19 protein-coding genes are annotated in these 20,873 nt (G+C 39.3%); 15 read left to right on the top strand and 4 right to left on the bottom strand.

The features are described 5' to 3' along the window. Nucleotides 1-103 precede the first annotated feature (103 nt). The 8 genes from BM294_RS11745 to BM294_RS11710 all read left to right on the top strand — a co-directional run bounded on the left by BM294_RS11745 (nt 104) and on the right by BM294_RS11710 (nt 7,765). Nucleotides 104-403, top strand: a complete 300-nt coding sequence (locus BM294_RS11745; protein WP_139225880.1) for a hypothetical protein — start codon at nt 104-106, stop codon at nt 401-403. A 1-nt stretch (nt 404) separates the two neighbouring features. After that, nucleotides 405-1,274: a sugar transferase gene (locus tag BM294_RS11740; RefSeq protein WP_242944522.1), complete on the top strand. Its 870-nt coding sequence runs from the start codon at nt 405-407 to the stop codon at nt 1,272-1,274. A gap of 194 nt (nt 1,275-1,468) precedes the next feature. After that, on the top strand, nt 1,469-2,227 hold the full coding sequence (locus BM294_RS11735; protein ID WP_091208481.1) for a glycosyltransferase family 2 protein: 759 nt from the start codon (nt 1,469-1,471) through the stop codon (nt 2,225-2,227). A gap of 17 nt (nt 2,228-2,244) precedes the next feature. Beyond that, nucleotides 2,245-3,174, top strand: a complete 930-nt coding sequence (locus tag BM294_RS11730; RefSeq protein ID WP_091208479.1) for a glycosyltransferase family 2 protein — start codon at nt 2,245-2,247, stop codon at nt 3,172-3,174. A 21-nt stretch (nt 3,175-3,195) separates the two neighbouring features. Beyond that, nucleotides 3,196-4,485, top strand: a complete 1,290-nt coding sequence (locus BM294_RS11725; RefSeq protein ID WP_091208476.1) for a hypothetical protein — start codon at nt 3,196-3,198, stop codon at nt 4,483-4,485. A 321-nt stretch (nt 4,486-4,806) separates the two neighbouring features. Then, nucleotides 4,807-6,069: an oligosaccharide flippase family protein gene (locus BM294_RS11720; RefSeq protein ID WP_091208474.1), complete on the top strand. Its 1,263-nt coding sequence runs from the start codon at nt 4,807-4,809 to the stop codon at nt 6,067-6,069. A 16-nt stretch (nt 6,070-6,085) separates the two neighbouring features. Further along, the gene (locus BM294_RS11715) at nt 6,086-6,946 is read left to right on the top strand and encodes a LicD family protein (protein WP_091208471.1); all 861 of its coding nucleotides are present in this window, start codon (nt 6,086-6,088) and stop codon (nt 6,944-6,946) included. Between the two features lie 111 nt (nt 6,947-7,057). Beyond that, complete coding sequence (locus tag BM294_RS11710) at nt 7,058-7,765, top strand: IspD/TarI family cytidylyltransferase (RefSeq protein WP_091208469.1); 708 nt, start codon at nt 7,058-7,060, stop codon at nt 7,763-7,765. A gap of 273 nt (nt 7,766-8,038) precedes the next feature. Here BM294_RS11710 and BM294_RS11705 read toward each other — a convergent pair whose 3' ends face one another. From BM294_RS11705 to BM294_RS11695, 3 genes are all read right to left on the bottom strand, one after another. Beyond that, nucleotides 8,039-8,383, bottom strand: a complete 345-nt coding sequence (locus tag BM294_RS11705; protein ID WP_091208466.1) for a hypothetical protein — start codon at nt 8,381-8,383, stop codon at nt 8,039-8,041. Between the two features lie 183 nt (nt 8,384-8,566). After that, nucleotides 8,567-8,908 (bottom strand): type II toxin-antitoxin system HicB family antitoxin, encoded by a 342-nt coding sequence (locus BM294_RS11700; protein ID WP_091208463.1) that lies wholly within the window; start codon nt 8,906-8,908, stop codon nt 8,567-8,569. Next, nucleotides 8,905-9,162 (bottom strand): type II toxin-antitoxin system HicA family toxin, encoded by a 258-nt coding sequence (locus BM294_RS11695; protein WP_091208461.1) that lies wholly within the window; start codon nt 9,160-9,162, stop codon nt 8,905-8,907. The genes BM294_RS11700 and BM294_RS11695 overlap by 4 nt, the downstream gene beginning before the upstream one ends. Before the next feature lie 346 nt (nt 9,163-9,508). Here BM294_RS11695 and BM294_RS11690 point away from each other — a divergent pair, with 346 nt between their 5' ends. After that, on the top strand, nt 9,509-9,862 hold the full coding sequence (locus BM294_RS11690; RefSeq protein WP_091208458.1) for a DUF1622 domain-containing protein: 354 nt from the start codon (nt 9,509-9,511) through the stop codon (nt 9,860-9,862). Between the two features lie 54 nt (nt 9,863-9,916). On the opposite strand, the gene pap is transcribed toward BM294_RS11690, so the two are convergent. Continuing rightward, entirely contained in the window at nt 9,917-11,395 is a 1,479-nt protein-coding gene (gene pap, locus BM294_RS11685) for a polyphosphate:AMP phosphotransferase (RefSeq protein WP_091208456.1), read from the bottom strand. 486 nt (nt 11,396-11,881) lie between these two features. Here pap and BM294_RS11680 point away from each other — a divergent pair, with 486 nt between their 5' ends. From BM294_RS11680 to BM294_RS11655, 6 genes are all read left to right on the top strand, one after another. After that, the gene (locus BM294_RS11680; protein WP_175494659.1) at nt 11,882-12,931 is read left to right on the top strand and encodes an extracellular solute-binding protein; all 1,050 of its coding nucleotides are present in this window, start codon (nt 11,882-11,884) and stop codon (nt 12,929-12,931) included. Nucleotides 12,932-12,933: 2 nt separating this feature from the next. Then, entirely contained in the window at nt 12,934-14,643 is a 1,710-nt protein-coding gene (locus tag BM294_RS11675) for a sensor histidine kinase (RefSeq protein ID WP_091208451.1), read from the top strand. Nucleotides 14,644-14,719: 76 nt separating this feature from the next. Beyond that, nucleotides 14,720-15,472 (top strand): response regulator transcription factor, encoded by a 753-nt coding sequence (locus BM294_RS11670; RefSeq protein ID WP_091208448.1) that lies wholly within the window; start codon nt 14,720-14,722, stop codon nt 15,470-15,472. 176 nt (nt 15,473-15,648) lie between these two features. Continuing rightward, the gene (locus tag BM294_RS11665) at nt 15,649-17,064 is read left to right on the top strand and encodes a hypothetical protein (protein ID WP_091208445.1); all 1,416 of its coding nucleotides are present in this window, start codon (nt 15,649-15,651) and stop codon (nt 17,062-17,064) included. A 222-nt stretch (nt 17,065-17,286) separates the two neighbouring features. Further along, on the top strand, nt 17,287-19,113 hold the full coding sequence (locus tag BM294_RS11660; protein WP_091208443.1) for an ABC transporter permease: 1,827 nt from the start codon (nt 17,287-17,289) through the stop codon (nt 19,111-19,113). A gap of 2 nt (nt 19,114-19,115) precedes the next feature. Beyond that, a complete protein-coding gene (locus BM294_RS11655; RefSeq protein ID WP_091208440.1) occupies nt 19,116-20,762 on the top strand; it encodes an ATP-binding cassette domain-containing protein in 1,647 nt (548 codons plus the stop codon). Nucleotides 20,763-20,873: the final 111 nt, after the last annotated feature.

The following is a 20,873-nucleotide window of genomic DNA, read 5'->3' as shown; positions in this document are numbered from 1 at the left end:
CTACGTTCTGAAACAGCATAACCAATAGCCGATTATCTGGCTTAATGTAACCGGCCATAGGGGTTGGATTCAGGTTCACAACATATAATGCGGAGAGGTAGATGTGGTGATGAAATTTGATACAGAACACTTTGTAATGAAGATCAAAGCACCTATTGTGTGTCGCTTTGATGGAAAAGAGCTTCATTTTGAGAACGGGGAGAAGCTAGCTTCATATCAATTCAGCAAGAGATATAAGGTTGATACAGTAACCATAGAAGAGGGCAACGCTGTGATTGCCTTGTCAGAGGTACGGGTAGCAAATATTAACAGTGTTGGAGATGAGCTATCATCTGGAGATAACTGGATTGCGGAACATAAAAAGCTCTATGGCGTAGAACCAAATCTGTTCGATGGAGCCTGATATGAGAAGTAAAGGACAATATAAAAAAACTATGTTTTGGAACATTGCCTTCATACTTAGTGCAATTTCAGCAGGAATGTGTGCGATAGCAATAATAAAAAAACCAATATCAGTTTATAAAAACAAACCGGAAGAAAAGAACCCTATGGAGGGCAAGATGGTGAGGTTTGTTTCGGATGAATTCGCCCCAATAAATGCAGATGGAGTTTGCGGACATTTGGAGGTAATAGGATCAACTAAACATATACCTTCATTTTATGAGAAGTATGTGAAGAGATTTCTCGATATTATCCTGTCTTTTTGGGGACTGATAATATTATCTCCTGTTTTCATTATTTTGAGTCTTTGGATTGTAATCGATGATCCGGGGCCTGTACTTTTTACCCAAAAAAGGCTTGGCCGTGATAAACAGTACTTCCAATTGCACAAATTTCGCAGTATGCGGATGGATACTCCTCATGATAGGCCAACACATATGTTGGAAAATCCTGAAAAGTATATAACAAAATCAGGTCACTTTATCAGAAAGCATTCATTGGATGAATTACCTCAGATCTGGGACATATTCATGGGAAATATGAGTGTGATTGGACCGAGGCCTGGACTTTGGAATCAGGACTTGCTGACAGCAGAACGGGATAAGTATGGTGCTAACGATGTAAAGCCCGGACTTACCGGGTGGGCACAGATAAATGGGCGCGATGAATTGGAGATTCCGGAGAAAGCAAAGTTGGACGGAGAATATGTCAGGAACTTAGGGCTGAAGATGGATGTCAGATGTTTCATTGGGAGTCTCCGTGTTTTTGTAAATGACGATGGTGTTGTTGAAGGCGGAACTGGAGAGATGAAGAAACAAAAAGACGATGGATAATAATGAGTAAGCAGTTATTATCAATATCTAGTATATAAACTATTCAGGTAAATTTGGGGGTAATTAATTTGGAATAAGTAGTCAAAGTTGGTAAAGATAAAAAATATACAGCATCTAAATTGTATTGGATCATAATATCTATAAAAGAAAGGAAAAGTGGTGTATTAGGTTATGAGTACATCATACAAGACAAAATGACAAAGGGATTAGTGTCGATTATTACACCTTGCTATAATGGCTCAAAGCATGTAGCGGAAACAATCGAGTCAGTAATGTCACAAACCTACAACAATTGGGAAATGATTATTGTAGACGATGGCTCAAAAGATAAATCGGCTGAAATAATAAGTGGATATGTAAAAAAAGATAACCGAATAAAATTATTCCAACAGCCCAATGGGGGATCGGCATCAGCTAGAAATAATGGAATCCGTAGAGCTGAGGGTCAGTATATTGCTCTTTTGGATGCGGATGACTTGTGGTTGCCAGAGTTTCTCGAAGAACAGATTAAATTTATGAAAGAAAAAAACACTATATGTGTATATTCAACACGTTCATTTATTGATGAAAATGGAAATGAGATATTGTCTCCAGAGAAATGTAAACCACATATAACCGAGAGGGATATGAGACGTTCAAATTATATACCATGTTTGACAGGGCTATATGATTGCTCTAAACATGGCAAAATATACCTTCATGAGGACATGAAGAGTTTAAAAGATGATTATGCTTATTGGTATGAGATAGTGGCATTGGAGAATAGCGCTTATGGTAATTCAAAAACTTTGGCAAAGTACAGGATGACATCGGGGTCTGTGACAAGCAATAAAACGAAAACAATCAAGGCACACTATAGGTTTCAAAGAACATTTTTTAAGGAGAATCCTTTTTCTGCTATTGCTCATACTGTATTTTGGGCGACAAGAGGTTTCATAAAGTTCATTAGATGATAAAAAGGTAGAAAGTCATGGAAGAGTTAGTTTCTGTCATTATTCCAGTGCATAATGTAGAAAAGTATCTTAATAGATGTTTGAGATCTGTGACCTCACAGACATATCATAATTTGGAAATTATTTTGGTGGATGATGGATCGAAAGATAATTCTCCGTCATTATGTGATAGATGGAAAGAGAAAGATTCAAGAGTGACAGTCCACCATAAGAAGAATGGTGGACTGTCATCAGCTCGAAATTTAGGACTGATGACTGTCAGCGGGAAATATGTATGCTTTGTTGACAGTGATGACTGGATATCAAAAGACTATGTATCTGTCCTGTACAATTTACTTAAAAAAAATAAAGCTGACGTGAGTTACTGTGATTTTGACCGAGTTAATGGTGAAGGAAGTGATGAAAAAAACATAAAGAAAATAGAGATTTTAGATAATGAAAAATTGATGAGACTTTTTTTTAGAGTAGATGGAAGCAAGAGTTCCTATGCTGTTTGGAGAGGATTATATGCAACAGAGTTATTAAAAGGAATAAAGTTTATAGAAGGAATAATAACGGAAGATGTTCCGTTCACATATGAAATATATAAACAGACAAATAAAGCAGTTTTCACAAATGAGAAACTATATCATTATTTTGTGAATAATAAAGGAATATCCTGCTCCGCCTTATCAAACAGGGATCTTGTATTATTTGATATTTGGGAAAATATAGTCAATGACGTGCCTGACCGGTATCGATACTGGGCTGAGCTGAATAGAAAAAGGGTATATTTTACATTGTATGTCAAAGGGATGGTTCATGGAATTGATGCCAATAACTTTGATATAGGTTTATTAACAAGGTGGCAGAAAGAGATTAAGAAGAATGTAAAAGAATTGAGAAATGGAAAAATGCTTGATTGGAAACGTAAGATATTGCTGCTTTATATAGCGTATTTCAAATAATGGCAAAATGGAGTAATTCCGATGGGAATAATATGTTTAATTATAACTGTACCACTATTATTGTATCATATAGTATCTTCGCACAATTTATTTAATCCGAATCTTTTTATGTACGGAATATGGACAGTGATTGTTGGATTAAACTGTTTACATATGTTTGGCATTAACGATGTTTCTGAAGAAGCCTATCTAATGGTACTTTTGGGAATAATTGGTTATTTTATTGGTGAACTGATAGCAATATCTGCTAGGAATATTTATTTCATAATAGATAATGATTCATTTTATAATCGAACGTTCGTTATTAACTATAGATTAATTTACGGTTTGTGCTATATCACGATTGCTCTTTTACTTATTGATACATTAATCGCGGCTAATCATTTGATGAGCGGTTTAAGTTTTACTCAAGTAAGACTTTGGCTTACAGAGACGTATGAGGGCAATGCTAATCCTATTTTTTCAAGAAGAAGTTACATAGAACAGGTTTTTCGTATTCTTATTGTTGCACCATTTCAAATGGCATTAAACCCTTTATGCGCTATTGATTTTTTCTTTGGAGAAAGAAATAGGAAACTCTTATGGTTTACCATAATCATTCAAGGGTTTAGTATTATTTCGGGAGGTGGAGCAAGATTTGGAATAATAATTCTTGCACTATCTTTTGCTGTTACATACTCCATATTTAAATGTAAAAATATCTCTTTAAATAGAGAATTGGTAAGTTATAAACGCAGGAAGATGATGCGATTTATAGTGGTGGGGATTATTCTAGTTGGTATTATTACAACCCAGAGAACCTCGGTAAGATTAGTGGAGGAAGCATACTTTTATTTTGCACTTTGCTTACCTTTGTTATCAATTTGGATCCCGGCTATTGAAACATTACCACATACGTATGGAATGGTTAGTCTCTTCGGAATAACAAGAATTCCATTTCTTATTTTGGATCGATTAGGCATATATTCTTCGCCAGTATACGCAGATGCATACAATTATATAGTCCAGGCAAATACCTTTAAAAATGTTGCCTCGGGAATACGTGTAGCTAACTCATTTGTAACACCTTATTATTATTTATACATTGATGGTGGGTATATTGCTATAGTCGTTGGTATGATGATGATAGGTCTGTTTGCAAATCGTTGCTATCGTAATGTTATGGAATGGTTTGATTACAAGAGCGTTTATTTAATATTACTAGTGGATATAGGATTATTTTATTCTTTTATCAGATTGGAACTGACAGCTACAAATTATTTTTTGGCATTACTTGCTTTGCCATTATTATTCAAGAAAATGGAAATGTGAGAGTTATATTAAAGCATTGTGAGATATAGAAAACTGCAAATCAACTTTTCTTCAGGAGCATCGTGCTACCGCTACTTGCAATACTTACAAATTGACCAATCATTAGTAATAGATTTTATCCCTGTCTGAAATAATTTTTAAAAGAGAGACACTTTATTGATTGCCATTCTTTGAATCTTTTCACCGTACAAAGTCATTTCCCCATCATCAACTTAATAATGGTTACTATTTTCTTCAGTGACTTATAAGCAATCGGAGTTTTGATCGCAGTAAGATTATTGATAATCGAGATAATGTTAAGAATATGGAGGAGTTATCTGAATGGATTTAGATATCAAAGGAATAAACAATAAAAAACGCCAAAATATTATAGCGACAAATACAAGCATGTTAGTGATGTTGAATATTGCTAAGCTTGTATTTCCTTTTTTTACATTACCATACTTGACAAGAGTTTTGTCAACTGATTGTTATGGTATTGTCGCATATGAGAAGGCTATTATGAATTACATGCAGGTTGTTATTGATTTTGGATTTGCGCTTTCTGCTACAAAACAAGTTGTTCAATATAAAGAAGACAAATCAAAATTGGATTATATTGTATCAACAAACATAATTGCAAAAGTGATGCTTGCAACTATTGCTTGCTTAGTTTTGACGGCGTTGATAGTCATGATACCAATTCTCAGAGTGAATGTGTTATATACATATCTAAGTTTTACATCTGTATTTATGACAATTTTTCTCTTGGATTTTCTGTTTCGAGGATTGGAAAAAATGCATATTATAACAATTCGGTTTGTGATAATGAAGGGGATTGCAACACTTCTTACATTTATCTTCGTGAAAAAAAACTCTGATATATTATTGATTCCAATTCTTGAACTAATAGGCTCTATAGTTGCGGCAATATGGATATATCTCGAAGTGAGAAAAGTAGGGATTAGATATGTTCATCCAAAAATTAAAGACTGTTTAGCAACAATTAGTGAATCAGCGGTATATTTTCTCTCCAATGTTGCATCGACGACATTTAATGTCCTTAATACCGTAGTTGCTGGTATTGTGTTGACGAGTGCGGATGTTGCTTATTGGAGCGTATGCATACAAATAATATCTGCAGGTCAAGCGTTATATAGTCCTATATCTGATGCAATCTATCCGGAAATGGTTAGAAGCAAAGATGCATGTTTACTAAAAAAAATAATTACAACATTTACTCCTCTGATTATTCTAGGCTGTTTGCTGTGTGTATTATGGGGTAAATATGCGCTGCTTATAGTAGGAGGTGAGAAATATTTAGGTGCTATTTCCATATTTAGAGATTTGATTCCGGTACTATTTTTGGGATTCTATGCAATAATCTTAGGTTGGCCCGCGCTTGGATCTATAAATCGAATAAAGGAAACGACAAAGTCTACTGTAACGGCTGCAATAATTCAAATATTATTTACAGGTATAGCTGTTTTAATAGGAAAATATACTCTTCTCTTTATGGCGATTATAAGGTGCATGGGGGAAGTTGTTATGTTCTCCATGAGATTTTATTATTTCAAAAAATATAGAAACGAATTCAATAATTGATTTTGTGGAGAGTGACATGAACAGACAATATTTAACTGTTAGAGAAATACAGTTGGCGGAATATGACATGCTAAAGGTTTTGGTGGAATTATTTGAGAAAAATCATATAGAATACATTCTTTGCGGTGGAACCTTGCTTGGTGCGGTCAGACACAACGGTTTTATTCCATGGGATGATGATATAGATATATTGGTTCCTAGACGAGATTATGAGAGACTAAAAAAACTTGCTTGGAAAGAACCAATGATTGGAAAATATAAGTTAAGTATTCCTGGTATGGATAAACATATATATCCTTTTATTAAAGTCATTGATGAATCGTTAAGAATAGAAGAATCAACTAGAGATAGTGATAACAATAATCTAGACCAATGTCTATGGATAGATGTTTTTCCTTTAGACCATTATCCTGATGATGAAAAAAAACATCGCAAGTATTTAAAAATAATAAGGACATATATGCGGGCTATTACGGTAGGAACATTGAGTGAAGCATTTTATGAACAACATGGATATTATTCGTCAATAACCAAAAGAGCAGGTTTAATGCTGGGACTTTGTATTTATAGATTAATGGGGGGATATAAGAAAATAGGTCCAAAGTTGGACGTGTTTTCAAAAAAGATGAATGATAGATTCATTCATTCAAATCATGTTGGAGATGGCGTATGGCCTAATGGAATAAATGATTTTTTTACAATTGATATGGTGACACCTAGAATTAAACATCAGTTTGAAGATGGAGAATTTTATATCCCTAAAAACTATGATAGATACTTATCCAAGTTTTATGGAGATTATATGGTAATGCCGCCGGTAGATAAGCGGGTTACACATGAAATGAAAGTTTATAGATACATAATGGATAATTCATAATAAATAAGGATGGATGAAGATGTTGTTATGATGGATTGTTTAGAGAAACATATTATTGATACTAATAGCTAAAAATGTAAAAGAAGCATGCATTAGAAGGAGAGTGGAAAATTGAATGTAGTTATTCTTCTCGCAGGTGGGAGCGGTTTAAGGATTGGTGCGGACATACCCAAACAACATATTGTTCTTAATGAGCATCAGATTATAGAATATACTTTGCTGGCCTTTAATAGTAGCGAAATAGTTGACTCTATTTTGGTTGTTTCAAACGCAAATTATAAAGAGAAGATTGAGGCTCATAAAGTTTTCTTTCCAAAGCTTAAGTGGGTTATCGAGGGTGGGACAACCAGAATTCGCTCAACCTATAATGCCATTAAATTTATGCAGGACAAATGCTTCGATACAGATAATGTGATCGTTTCGGATGGCGCTCGTCCTTGTGTTACACACAGAGAGATAAAAGATTTATATGACAAGTTAAAGGAGTATAAGGCAGCAACTACTGCAATTTCAAGCTATGAAACGCTTTTAAAGGTTAGGGATGGTGAGATTGATAGTGTGATTCCGCGTGATGACATTGCACGTCAGACGAGCCCGGAAGCATACCGCTATGGAACTCTAAAACAGTTGTACCTCTATACTGAGGACAGTATCATTGATTCTTATAGGAACATTGGGATTGATCAGTTGATAGATAAGGGAGAAGATGTTTCTGTAGTAAAATCAAACGTCTTCAATTTTAAGATAACTACGCCTGAAGATTTATATCTGTTTGAATATGTGCTAAAAAAGGGATTTGATACTATTATTTTTCAATAGCTTATTGAGTGAGGAGGTTTGCGGAGTGGTATAAGGGGTTTATTTGGATAAGGTATAAGATACATTTACATTGATGATATATGTGGAGATAAAGGTCGGAGAAAGTGCATGACAGAGAACAGTATTATGAATAGTGTCACCGTAAAGCTGGATAAAAATGGCAGAACAGTGTCCTTCTCAGCAAACAGATTATCACACGCCTCAACAAAATTGGTTTTGTGTGAGGCGTAATGCGCTTCATCTGTAAGTGGTTGGTGTCAGTTAAACCTCAGATCATTTGGATTCCAGCAGACTGTTTTGTACATTGAGGATCAAATCCATTGGAAACTTGCAGAAGTCACTGATGGATTCTAGAGATTTACCGTCACGGAGCAAGTCAGCGATTATATTTCGTTGCCCCTCCGCAAGGTCTTGTAAGCGTCCCTTCTCATTGATTCCTTTTACGAATGATTTTTCACCAAATTCAGTTATAACCACGTCTCGTACCCCCGATCTGTGTGAAATAAGAAACGCTCTTAGAATTCCGTTTTCGATACACAATGTCACTGCTGAAACAACGGCTTTTTCAAAATACTTTGTTTCCTGCAGGTTGAGTCTGATCCGGTTTATCAGGATCATATATTCTCTGAGAGGCCTGCATTTTTCAAACAGCACATCGTTTTTGCCTTTGTTGAGATTGTAAACAGTGGCAGTTCATTCGAAATCTCCGGTTTTGTTCGGAACTGTGAATGTATCAGACAACCTGAGCTTTTCAACGGGGACGCTGTCCTCTGTGCTACTGCTATCAGAAATTAGTGAAATTCAAATACGTGCAAGCTTTTCTTCTACAGCTTGTTCGATAAAACTGTTTAGACTCTGTTGATGTTTGATTGCGTAGATGGCAGCTTTGCGATGAATGTCATGATTTTTGAACCGGATATTCAGGCTTCCTTTATAAGCAATTTCCGGAGTTGTATTATTTTCTTGGCAAAGTTTCAGATATTCATCTACTGCTTCATGAAAATCAGATACCAATTCAGAAGCATTTGTACCTTCATATGAAATCAGAGAACGTATTCCTTGTACTTTGCCATAGAAAATCCCATCATTCTCGGAAAATTCAACACTGCCGATATAACCTTTATATTCAATTATGTTGTTCATAACAGCCCCTCCTGTTTCAGATATTCTATTAGTTGCTTTACCTGATATTCAAGTAATTCTTTCCGGGGATGTGGTTTATGAAGCAAAATTTTTGTTTGATACTCATTGCTTGTAAACATAATCCTTGAACCACTTGTTTTACCTTTATTGGTTCGGTGATAAGTCATATATCCTAAAAGAGATTCAGCTTCATCAAAGGTGAAGTCTTTAGGATTTGATTTTAGTTTTTGGATGAGTTTTTCTTTTTGTCCCATTGGATACCTTCTTAGTAAAAATTGTAACATGTAATAAAAACACATGCAACTGAATATAGTTGCAGCTGTGAATGTGATATTTGATAGTGGAGTTGATTCTTGGATATAAGGACCAGCAGGTTTTTAGCTGGAAAAAGATGAGGCTGGTGATTACAAATGAATGATATCAGACATTAACAGATCCGCATATAGTCTGAATTTAGACTATGCGAACAGGCTGAAATGAACGTGAGCTTCCGACAGATTATATTTTTCATATAACCGATTAATTCCGGCTATTTTAGCAGGGGATTATCATATATAATATTAGACAGATTATATGCGTTTATGAAGGGGAATATGAATTATGGAATCATTGGTTTCGATGCTTGATTTTGTGCTGGAGAATGTGGTTGCTGTATGTACTATTCTGTTGGAGATGATAGGCATAGCAGTACTTGTATGGACAGCATTCAACTGCTTCTTAAGATGGATACGTCATGACCAGCATGTACGTCTGGACTTGGCCCAGGGGATAGCCTTAGCGCTCGAATTCAAGATGGGTGGAGAGGTTCTCCGTACTGTTGTTGTTCGTGAGTGGAGAGAGCTTGGAATACTTGGTGCAATAATCATTCTCAGAGGTCTTCTGACTTTCCTTATCCACTGGGAGATAAAGAACGAGAAGAAGGATCTGCTGGAGCAGAAGAAAAAGGAAGCATAAAACGGGTAGAGAAAAGACGGGTGGTCATTGCATCACCCGTCTTTTTATGTAAGTCTATTTTGATTCTTTTATTTTCTTTTCCATTGCAGCGCAAATGATCTTCAGGGCTTTGATACGTGCATATTTCTTGTCGTTTGACTCGAGTATATGCCATGGAGCATAGGTGGTGCTGGTCTTTGCGATCATTTCATCAACGGCTTGCTCGTAGAGATCCCACTTATCTCTGTTTCGCCAGTCTTCGTCAGTGATTTTCCACTGTTTCTCAGGAGTGTTCTGTCTGTCTGTGAATCTGGCAAGCTGGGTATCTTTATCGATATGTACCCAGAATTTAACGATTACCGCACCCCAGTCGCTCAATTCCTTTTCAAACTCGTTAAGTTCATTATAGGCTCGCTGCCAGTCATTTTCTGTACAGTAGCCTTCAAGACGCTCCACCATAACGCGACCGTACCATGTGCGGTCAAAGATGGCAAAGTGACCGGTCTTAGGAAGTCTGGTCCAGAAACGCCACAGGTGGTGTCTGCTCTTTTCGTGAGGTTTCGGACTTGCGATAGGATGAACGACATAGCCTCTCGGATCCAGTGCAGCAGTAACGCGCTTGATATTACCACCCTTTCCGGCAGCATCCCAGCCTTCATAAGCTATGATGATAGGGATGCCCTTTAGGTAGGCAACATTATGCAGATTCTCCAGCTTCTCCTGGAGTTCCTTGAGCTGAGTCTTGTACTCATCTTCTGAAATAGATTTATTCAGGTTAATATCTTTAAGCTTAGGCATGCGCTTAAGCGGGAATATATTTTGGATGAGTGGCACAGTAAGAGAATGATTCTTCAGAGCCACATCGATTCCGGCGACAATGGTCTCGATGACCTGAAGCTCTGCCCATTTTCTCGACTTTGCATCTATGACATTCCATGGAACAGTGGAAGTATTGGTTTCTTCCATGAACTTGTCAAAGACTTTGTAGCATTCGTCATAATGCTTGTTTTCCCACACATCGTACTCATCCACCTGCCAGGCGGTTTCTTTACTTTCCATTAGAGCGTTGATACGTTTTGACTGTTCCTTATGGCTCATATGGAAGAAGAACTTAAGTACCAGATATCCGTTATCTGTGAGTGATCGTTCGAATCGAAGCACACTGCTGATGCGGTTTTTGTAGTCGACTTTTGAGATTCTGTCAAAAAGCACATCCTTAGTTATCTCTGTCATCCAGCCGGAATCAAGGAACTTAAACTGACCGGCCTCAGGAATCTCTGTGTAATATCTTGTGAGGAAAGGTTTTCTTTTCTCGTCCTTTGACGGGTCATGTATAGACTTGGCCTCAAAAAATCGAGGGTCGAGATTTTTCAAAAGCTTTCCCAAAACGGTGCCTTTTCCGGCGGTGCCCCAGCCTTCGAAAAGTATAAATACCGGAAGCTTGTTCTCTTTCATAAGCAGCTGCTGCTCCTGAAGCCGCTGGTGAGCAATCTCCAGACGCTGCACTATTTCATCTGTTTCAGGTTTCGGGATAGAGTTATAAGTTTCAATCATGATCGTTCTCCTGTATCGTATCCGGGTACGCGGCATAATCATTTGCCGAAGTAAAGCGTGATTCCACGCACTTTAAATTTACTTCGGCAAATGTCGGAACCGGGATAAGATACACATGAAAAACATTTAAGAAAATGCTGATCAAAGTGTTTTAATTGGTGGAAAAATTTTTACATGACTATTGAATCCGGCGAGGAAAATGCTTGAATCAGTGCTTCAATAAAAGTTTCCCAAAATGAAAGAACCTATAGCTTAACTAGACGAGTCGTTAAGCTATAGGTTTTTCTATTGTAGTAAAAAAGGTTGCGGTGGGGATGGAAGGGGTGTGGGTTCCGCAATACCTTTCTGACTATTTGGTGGGTTTTAGTAAATAATCTTATTTACATCTTGAGAATATCATTGTCTATGTCACAAAAGTGTCACAAAAAGTATAAAATAAAGTAAAATATGACATTGATAGAAAAAATTGCAACAGGCAGGAGCATGATGAAAAAAAGAAAACTGAAGTCCGGTGTGGTTATGGTTCTGGCAGTGATACTGGCTGTATTCCTTGCGGGATGCGGTGGGGATGCGAGAGAAGATGAAATAGAGAATATTTCAAAGAAGTACAGCGTACCGGAAGAAAAGCAGTTAACGATATATACATCACACAAAGAGGAAGTTTACCTTCCTATAATAAGGGAATTTGAAGAAAGAACAGGAATCTGGGTAGAGATACATTCCGGAGGAACTGCTGAAATGTTCGAAAATGTTTCGGAAGATTCTGAAAAGGGCGAATGTGATATCATGTTCGGCGGTGGAGCGGAGTATTATGAGGCAAAGAAAGATCTGTTTGTGCCCTATAGACCTTCTTCCATCAATGAACTGGATGAGAACTATCTATCCGGTGATGACCTTTGGACACCTTTTACCGAGCTGCCCATCGTATTTATTTATAATCCCAAACTTGTATCGGTTATGGATGCGCCGAAGAGTTGGAGAGATCTTTTCGATGAAGTTTGGAAGGGAAAGATTGCATTTGCGGATATGACGGTTTCCGGAACGAGTTATACCATATTGTCTATCATGGAGCAGTTGTTCGGAGAGAATCTTCAGAGTCTCATCCCAAGGTTTTACGGCCAGCTTGACGGTAATGTGCTGGAGTCGTCGGGAGACATTATTCCGTCGGTTGAGACAGGAAAGTGTCTTGTGGGAATAACTTTGGAGGAGACTGCCAAGAAATATATAAAGAAGGGCTATGACATAGCAATGATCTATCCGTCTGACGGAACAACTGCTCTGCCGGATGCCTGCGCCATGGTTAAGAATGCCCCCCACAGTTATAATGCCGGAAAGTTTATCGATTTTATTGTGGATTATGACACTCAGAAATATGCCATGGAGCAGTTCTACAGAAGACCTTCGAGAAAGGACATTGAACTATCTTCTGAATACGGGAAGGTCTCTTTTATAGACTTTGATATTGGAAAATCTGCGGAAGAGGAAAAGACAGCCATGGAGATCTGGGCCGGGCTGTCAAGTGAAGGAGGAAACTGAATATGGGTTTTATCAGACAATCCTTCAAAAGACAGATTTTTGCAGTATTTCTTTCGGTAACCCTTATCCTTGTAATTTCTGTTGGTATCCTGACCATTCAGGCATTTCAGGCAAGAGTAAAGCTTGACTATGAGTCCAGGGATATAGAGCAGCAGAAGTATGTGACGGACCATATCTCGCAGATGATTGATATGGCTAATGCGGCCATGGATCTCATGGAAGAGAATGAAGTTATAAAGGAGTCCCTTACAACCGGGAGAAATAAAGCTCAGGATGTCTATTCCGAGCTTTATGAAGCGACGAGAGATATAAGAAGTTTTGCGGTTGCGGATATTTATGTGGGCAGTACATGCAGGTACAGCACCGGAAGCGAATACATTACAAACAGACTGCCGGACTACTATTCGGCGCTTAGAGAGGCTTCCAGAAACAGGCATTCAACCATATATTCTTTGAGTCCCGGAAATGCCAGCGATGCAGGTTCGGAGCTTCTTATGGTGCGGCAGATAATAGAGACTTTCGATCCGGTATTTATCGTTATAAGACTTGGTCAGAATGAGATAAAAAATCAGATCAAAGACGGTATCAATGCAAAGGACGGGTTCATACTGGCTAACAGATATTTCAGACCTTTCTGTCTCATCGGTACTGCCGAAAACGGAGTGGTGCTTTCTGAGATAAGAAAGAACCTTTTGTCATCCAGAGTCTATAATTACGGAATGAATGACAACATTTACATTAAAGAGCTTGGAGATACCAATATTCTCAGCATTTATATCACGCCTCCTGTGCTTGAGGCCAGTGCCGTAAATGCAGGTTACAGGATGGTAATGCTTCTGGCACTTGCAAGTGTCGTGATATGTCTTTTTGTAGCGTCGAAATTCAGTGTGGTTTTCTCGAAACCGATAAATGAGCTTTATTCTGCCATGAAGAGGTTCAGAAAGGGTGACTTTGATACTAAGATAGTGCTTGACCGTGAGGATGAATTCGAACAGCTGGCGGTGGGATTCAATAAGATGACCACTCAGCTGAAAGAAACCATGGAAGAGCAGGTAAAGGCGGAGAGAAGGGTTAATGAAACGAGAATTGCCATGATGCAGGCTCAGCTGAATCCACATTTTCTCTACAATACGCTTGATACCATAAAGTGGGTGGCAAAGGCCAATCAGGTACCGGAGGTGGCTACACTTTCGGCGTCTCTTGCGGGAATTCTGAGATACAGTATATCCGGTAATCAGTTCTGCAAGCTCGAGAAGGAGCTTGAGATGATCAGAAAATACTGTGATATACAAAGAATCAGGTTTGATGACTGCTTCGATCTCTCTGTGGATGTCGACGGAAAACTGCTGGATGCAGTGGTTCCGAAGCTTATCTTACAACCGCTTGTTGAGAATGCCATCATTCATGGTATGGACGGGCAGAATGACGGTCATCTGGAGGTGAGAGTGTATGATGGTGAAGATTCGCAGAGTGTGCTTTATATCGAAATAGAAGACAACGGCAAAGGAATATCAGACGAGTATATCAGAGCGCTGGAAAATGATGATATAGAGACTTTGAAGGGGCATTTGGGATTGAATAATGTTAATACCATCATTCGTATGTACTATGGAAAGGAATATGGAATACATGCGGAGAGGCTTGCTGAAAAAGGAACGCTGGTGACTGTGAAAGTGCCGCTTTACTATAGCGTTGAAGAAATAAACAGGTAAATCCGGGTAAAAATAGGTTGTAATACCGGAGCATCGTTTTATATACAAAATTTGTGATATATGGAAAGAACAGCATATGATTAAGGTAATGATAGTAGATGATGAAAGATTTGTCAGACGCGGAATAATTCAGGAGACGGACTGGGAGCTTATAGGATGTGAGGTTGTGGCGGAAGCCGGAAACGGGTTGGAGGCTCTTGAAAAAGCAAGGGAAACACGGCCTGATCTTGTGGTTTCCGATATAAGAATGCCGGAGATGGATGGACTTCAGCTGGGAGAAAAGCTGGTGGAGCTTTATCCGGAAATAAAGCTGATTTATCTTACTGCCTACAGTGATTTTGAGTACGCGAGAAAGGCTCTCAGAGTCGGAGCGTCAGATTATCTTTTGAAACCTTTTGAGGATGGTGAACTTGAAGCTACGATACAAAGACTCATACATCTTGGATTCCCTGAGGAGCAGGAAAAAGAACCGGATATTCTGGGACTGAAAGACAAATCGGAAGTAAACAACAAATACGTTAAGGAAGCTATAGAATATATAGAAAAGCATTATATGGATACGGAGTTTACACTGATGGCACTTGCAGAAAGTCTAAGTGTAAGTGAAGGCCATATAAGCAGACTGTTTAAAGCGGAAACTGCAAACAGTATCAATAACTACCTGACAAAATACCGTATCAAAAAGGCGATGGAGCTTCTTAAAGATGTAAAGATAAAGGTTTATGAAGTTGCAGAGCTTGTGGGGTATCAGGATATAGCCTATTTCTCCAATACATTCAAGAAACTTATTGGTAAATCTCCTTCGGACTATCAGATGAAGGGATTGTGAAAAATAAATATATAAATTGGCGCATGACATCATTTTCTTGTGAAAATGATGTCATTTTTTTACAAGAATTATCAGAATTGACATATTTTAAGCAACAGGTAGCACAACTAAAATTATATACATAAGGTTAAAGATGTGCAAAACGCCATCGGAACGTATAAAAAGGAGGAAAAAAAGTGAGAAAGGTTTTATCGACAATTTTGGCGGTATCATTACTTGCAACAACACTGGCAGGTTGTGGTGGATCCAATACACAGACCACAAACGCAGCAACTGAAACAAAGGCAGCAGCAGAGACTGCAGCTGCGTCAACCGGAGAAAGCAAGGGAGAAGAGAAGAAGGCGGAAGAGCTTACAGGTATCGATGCCATAATTGCTGAAGCTGAGACAATGTCTCTTGAGGAACTTGCAAAGAAAGCCATAGAGGAGTCAAACGGAAAGACATTTTACGGTGTTGGAAACTCAAGCCGTGGAAAGTCAGCACTTCCTGTATTTATTGAGTATTTAAAGACCATCGATCCGTCTTACAATATGGAGTTCGAGTGGCAGCAGCCAAAGAATAACAAGATTTTCGAGCAGCTTACATCAGATTCACTTAAGAGCGAAGGAACTTTCGCTATGACACTCATTCAGGATGGAAATCAGATTCAGTCCAAGATGGTTGATACCGATATCCTGAAGACATTTGTTCCTCTTGACTGGGCAACAGCAAAGGGAACAACACCTGATGCATACGAAGGATTCCTACCGCTTCAGACATTAAACAAGGTATTCATGTACAACTCAACAGGCAGTGCAGAGTACAAGAACTGCTGGGATTTCGTATATGACGGCTCACATCCGTTATTCATGGGTGTTGATTCTGAGATCGTCGGAAAGAACTTCCTGATGATGCTTACAGAAGACAAGTATGCTGACTGGCTTAAGGCAGCTTATGACAAGCTTGATGATACAAAGAAGGCTTATTTTGAGCCGACAATTCAGGCTATGCAGGCAGATGCCACAGATTTAGGCCTTGGTGCAAACGGTGCATACGCACTTGCATGGATCAAGCTCTGGGTAGGAAACTACAATGAGCAGACAGATGACGGTCCTATCTGTAACACACTTGTTGATGCATCAGCCAAGGATCAGTCAGGTCTCCTTGTTTACTCAAAACTTCGTTCAGTTGAAGAATCTGCAACAGTTTCTGTTAATAACATCAAGGTTGCAGCTTATGAAGACGGTTATACAGGTATCGGCGGATACGGCTACTGCCACTATCTGTTCCTTACAAAGAACAGCCCGCTTCCATGGACAGCATGTGCATTTATTGCCTACATGACATGTACAGAAGAAGGTTTCGATGCATGGGGCAAGGATATGGGCGGTTACTCAGCCAACCCTGAGGTTGCAAAGGCTGTTGAAGAGAAGTACAGCCACTCAACAGGCGGCGGAGATGAGTTCCCTGCAAAGAATGACCGTGGATATGACTGGTGGACAGGTGAAGGACAGGGTGAGCTTGTTCTTGAGGATCCTGCATACTGTGCAGATGTTGCATTCTCAGTAGGAAGCTGGATCGACGTACTTGACCACTATACACCGGGACAGTAAATCGCTCTTTGGGATGCACACGGATTTGAATTAAGTCAGACTGGCTGATCTCAATCCGGTGCCGGGACTTGTGAGCGAGTCTTTAATAAGGATGTCGCTGCCAAAAGCGGCATCCTTTTATATAGCACAGAGTGCGTTGTAGTTAGAAAAAAGAAGTGTCAGACCCTCGTTGGATAATATTTCAGATGGGCTGGCGTTTGGAATACATAAGAGGAAAAGGCAATGGAAAAAAGCATTCAACCTGATAAAGGGGCGATATTTAAGAATTCTTTGAAGACATGGTTCTCCCAGCCTCAGAATATAATATTGCTCTTATTCGGAATAGTTCTGACCTTCAGTACCGTGGCGCCGATAGTTGCCATAGTGAAGGATACCTTCAAGATACATCCCGGAACCATAGATCAGCATCTCACCGGGAGAGTTACGGGATACACCATAGTTAACTACATAGACCTGTTCACATCGAGACTGGCTAAGGCAAATCTCTGGCTGCCACTTTTAAATACCGTAATCTTATCGGTACTTACTTGTTTTATATCTATTCTGTTCGGAGGATTGTTTGCATTCCTGGTTACAAGAACGGATATGAAGTTCAAGAGATATCTGAGCTCCATTTTCATCTTTCCGTATATCATGCCTCAGTGGACACTGGCAGTTGTATGGCAGCACATGTTTTACAGTAACAAGGTGACCGGAACCGCTGACGGACTTCTGGCAGCTATCTTCCATACATATTTTCCCCACTGGTGGTGTCAGGGAGTGTTCCCGAGTGCCATGGTGCTTGGACTTCACTACGCCCCATTCGCCTACATTCTCATCGGCGGAATCTTTAAAAATATGGACGCCAATCTTGAGGAGGCTGCCACAATTCTTGACACTCCTAAATGGAAGATCATGTTCAAGGTGACACTGCCAATGATCAAGCCTGCTATTCTGTCAACCATCCTTCTGGTTTTCGGAAGCGCAATGGGAAGTTATCCGGTTCCGCATTATCTGAATCTCACAACATTATCAACAAAATACATTTCCCTTAACAGTAAGTATACCGGTGAGGCAAGTATCCTTGCCATCATAATGATGGTATTCGGTGTGCTGATTCTGGGAATGAACCAGATGAGCCTGAAGAGCCGTAAGAACTATACAACGGTAACCGGAAAGTCGGGACAGCTCACAAAGTTAAGTATCGGAAAGATGGGAAAATATGTTGTGGGAGTAATATTTATCATCATTACTTTCTTCACAAGTATATGGCCTATCATCCTCTTTGCGCTGGAGACATTCCTGCCGAACCCGGGAGACTACAGCTTCCTGTATACAGGAAATCTCGCACATCTGACTACAAAGTGGTGGGTTACAAATGAGAATATCACAGAGAACGGAATGTACGGACAGTCCGGTATACTCTATAACAATACTATCTGGCATGCGTTCTTTGGCACCCTGTTCCTCGCGGTGGTATGTGCCCTCATCGCCGGCACAATCGGAACGCTCATTGGATATGCCGTAGCAAAGAAGAGAAGAAACAAGTGGGCAAACTACGTTAACAATGTAGCATTTCTGCCTTACCTTATGCCATCAATTGCAGTTGGTGCGGCGTTCTTCATTCTTTTCTCAAATGAACACATCAATCTGTTTAATACTTACACGCTGCTGATCATCGCAGGTGTTGTAAAGTACATACCTTTTGCCTCAAGAAGTTCGCTGAACTCAATGCTTCAGATAAGTAATGAGCTTGAAGAGGCAGCCATCATTCAGAATACTCCATGGATAAAGAGAATGACCAGAATCATCATTCCTATCCAGAAGTCATCTATCATCAGCGGATATATGCTTCCGTTTATGACATGTCTCCGAGAGTTGTCACTGTTCCTGCTTCTCTGCACACAGGGATTTATTCTCTCAACAACTTTGGACTACTTTGATGAGATGGGACTATATGCATTTTCAAGTGCCATAAATCTGATTTTGATAGTGACGATTTTGGTATTCAATACATTGGTAAATAAGCTGACAGGAGCAAGTCTTGACAGTGGAATCGGAGGAAAGTAATCATGCCTGAGATTATATTGGAGAATGTGACTAAAAGATGGGGTAAGTTTTTCGGCGTCGATAATGTAAGCCTGAATATCCCGAACAATTCATTTATAACACTGCTTGGACCTTCAGGATGTGGTAAAACTACCATCTTAAGAATGATAGCAGGACTTGAAACACCTACAGAGGGAAGAATAAAAATCGGAGATACAGTGGTATTTGATTCGGATGCAGGTATCAATGTTCCTCCAAACAAGCGTAAAGTGGGATTCCTGTTTCAGAACTATGCATTGTGGCCCAACATGACTGTTTATGAAAACATTTCCTTCGGACTTAAGAATATTAATGAAGAAATGCCGGTTCTCGATGTGGAAGCGAAGCAGACCGTGGACATGATAAGAGCCCTTCAGAATGGAAACAAGGTTAAGGAAACCATCACTGAGTGTCTGGATAAAACAGGAAAACTTGATGAAAAGAAGGCTTATGTCAAACTTATTGATGCGTTTTCATTGTCTTTATTCACAGCTAAAGAACTGTTTGATCTAAAGATACATGAGGCCGCGGAGCCAAATGTTTCAGCCAAGTCGAAGCTTTCGGACTATGAGAAAAAGCTTTCGGATATAAAGACCAGGTATGCGAATGAAGGAAAGGCGCTAAATGATAAATGCGAAGTGACAAAGGACGGAAGAGTCATTGAGACCAGGAGAAAACTGTCAAAGGAAGAAATCGACTCCAGAGTAAGAGCCTGTTCAAGAATAGTTAAGATAGGAATGTTCATGGACAGATATCCGGCAGAGCTTTCCGGAGGACAGCAGCAGAGAGTTGCCATAGCAAGAACTCTTGCACCACAGCCACAGGTGCTCTTTATGGATGAACCACTGTCCAATCTTGATGCAAAGCTGAGACTTGAGATGAGATATGAGCTTCAGAGACTCCATGTAGAAACCGGAAGCACATTTGTATATGTAACGCATGATCAGATGGAAGCTATGACGCTGGCAACCAAGATATGTCTTGTTAACAATGGTGTTCTCCAGCAGTATGCGGCGCCGCTTGAAGTATACAACAGACCTTCCAATCTGTTTGTTGCGGATTTCGTAGGAAATCCTTCGATGAACTTTGTGGATGTTAAGGGAAATCAGCAGTCTGACGGAAACTTCAGTATAGATATGCTTGGCGGAATCAAGGCAAGCTTTGTTCCTGATGAGAAGTTCGATATAAAGGACTGGAGAGCAAAGAGAGATGCTTCCGAGCAGGAAAAGCAGAGACTTGAACAGGAGAGACTAAGCAGGAAGGGTGCAGTAGAAAAGTCCAATAAGGACGAGGTATTCAAGTATCGTATTCAGAAGGTTACCGAAGTGGATGAGAGTCTTCTGGATGAGCCGGTAATTACGGATGAAGATTATGTTATCGGTATAAGACCGGAGGCTATTGATATAGAAGAAAACGGTAGTATCGATGCCACAGTATACGGTGCCATGCCTACAGGTATGGAGTCGACTCTCAAGCTTAAGATCGGAGAATTCCTTCTTACCGGAGTTATTTTCGGCGGAATGATCTATCAGATAGGACAGGAAGAGAAAATCAATATTACCGGCAACAATATCCTTCTGTTTGACAGAAAGTCAGGAAAACTAATCTGCAGCGGAAGACTGGAGATATAAAATGATGTAAGGGGCAAATGCTTTTGACACTCACGTCATAAAATATTTTTCAAAAAATACTTATTAAGATACAAAAGACGCCGATGCATATACTAGGCCAATAATACATTG

The organism is Oribacterium sp. WCC10, assembly GCF_900113415.1.
Classification (GTDB): Bacteria; Bacillota; Clostridia; order Lachnospirales; family Lachnospiraceae; genus Oribacterium.
This window is presented reverse-complemented; position numbering and strand designations above follow the sequence as displayed.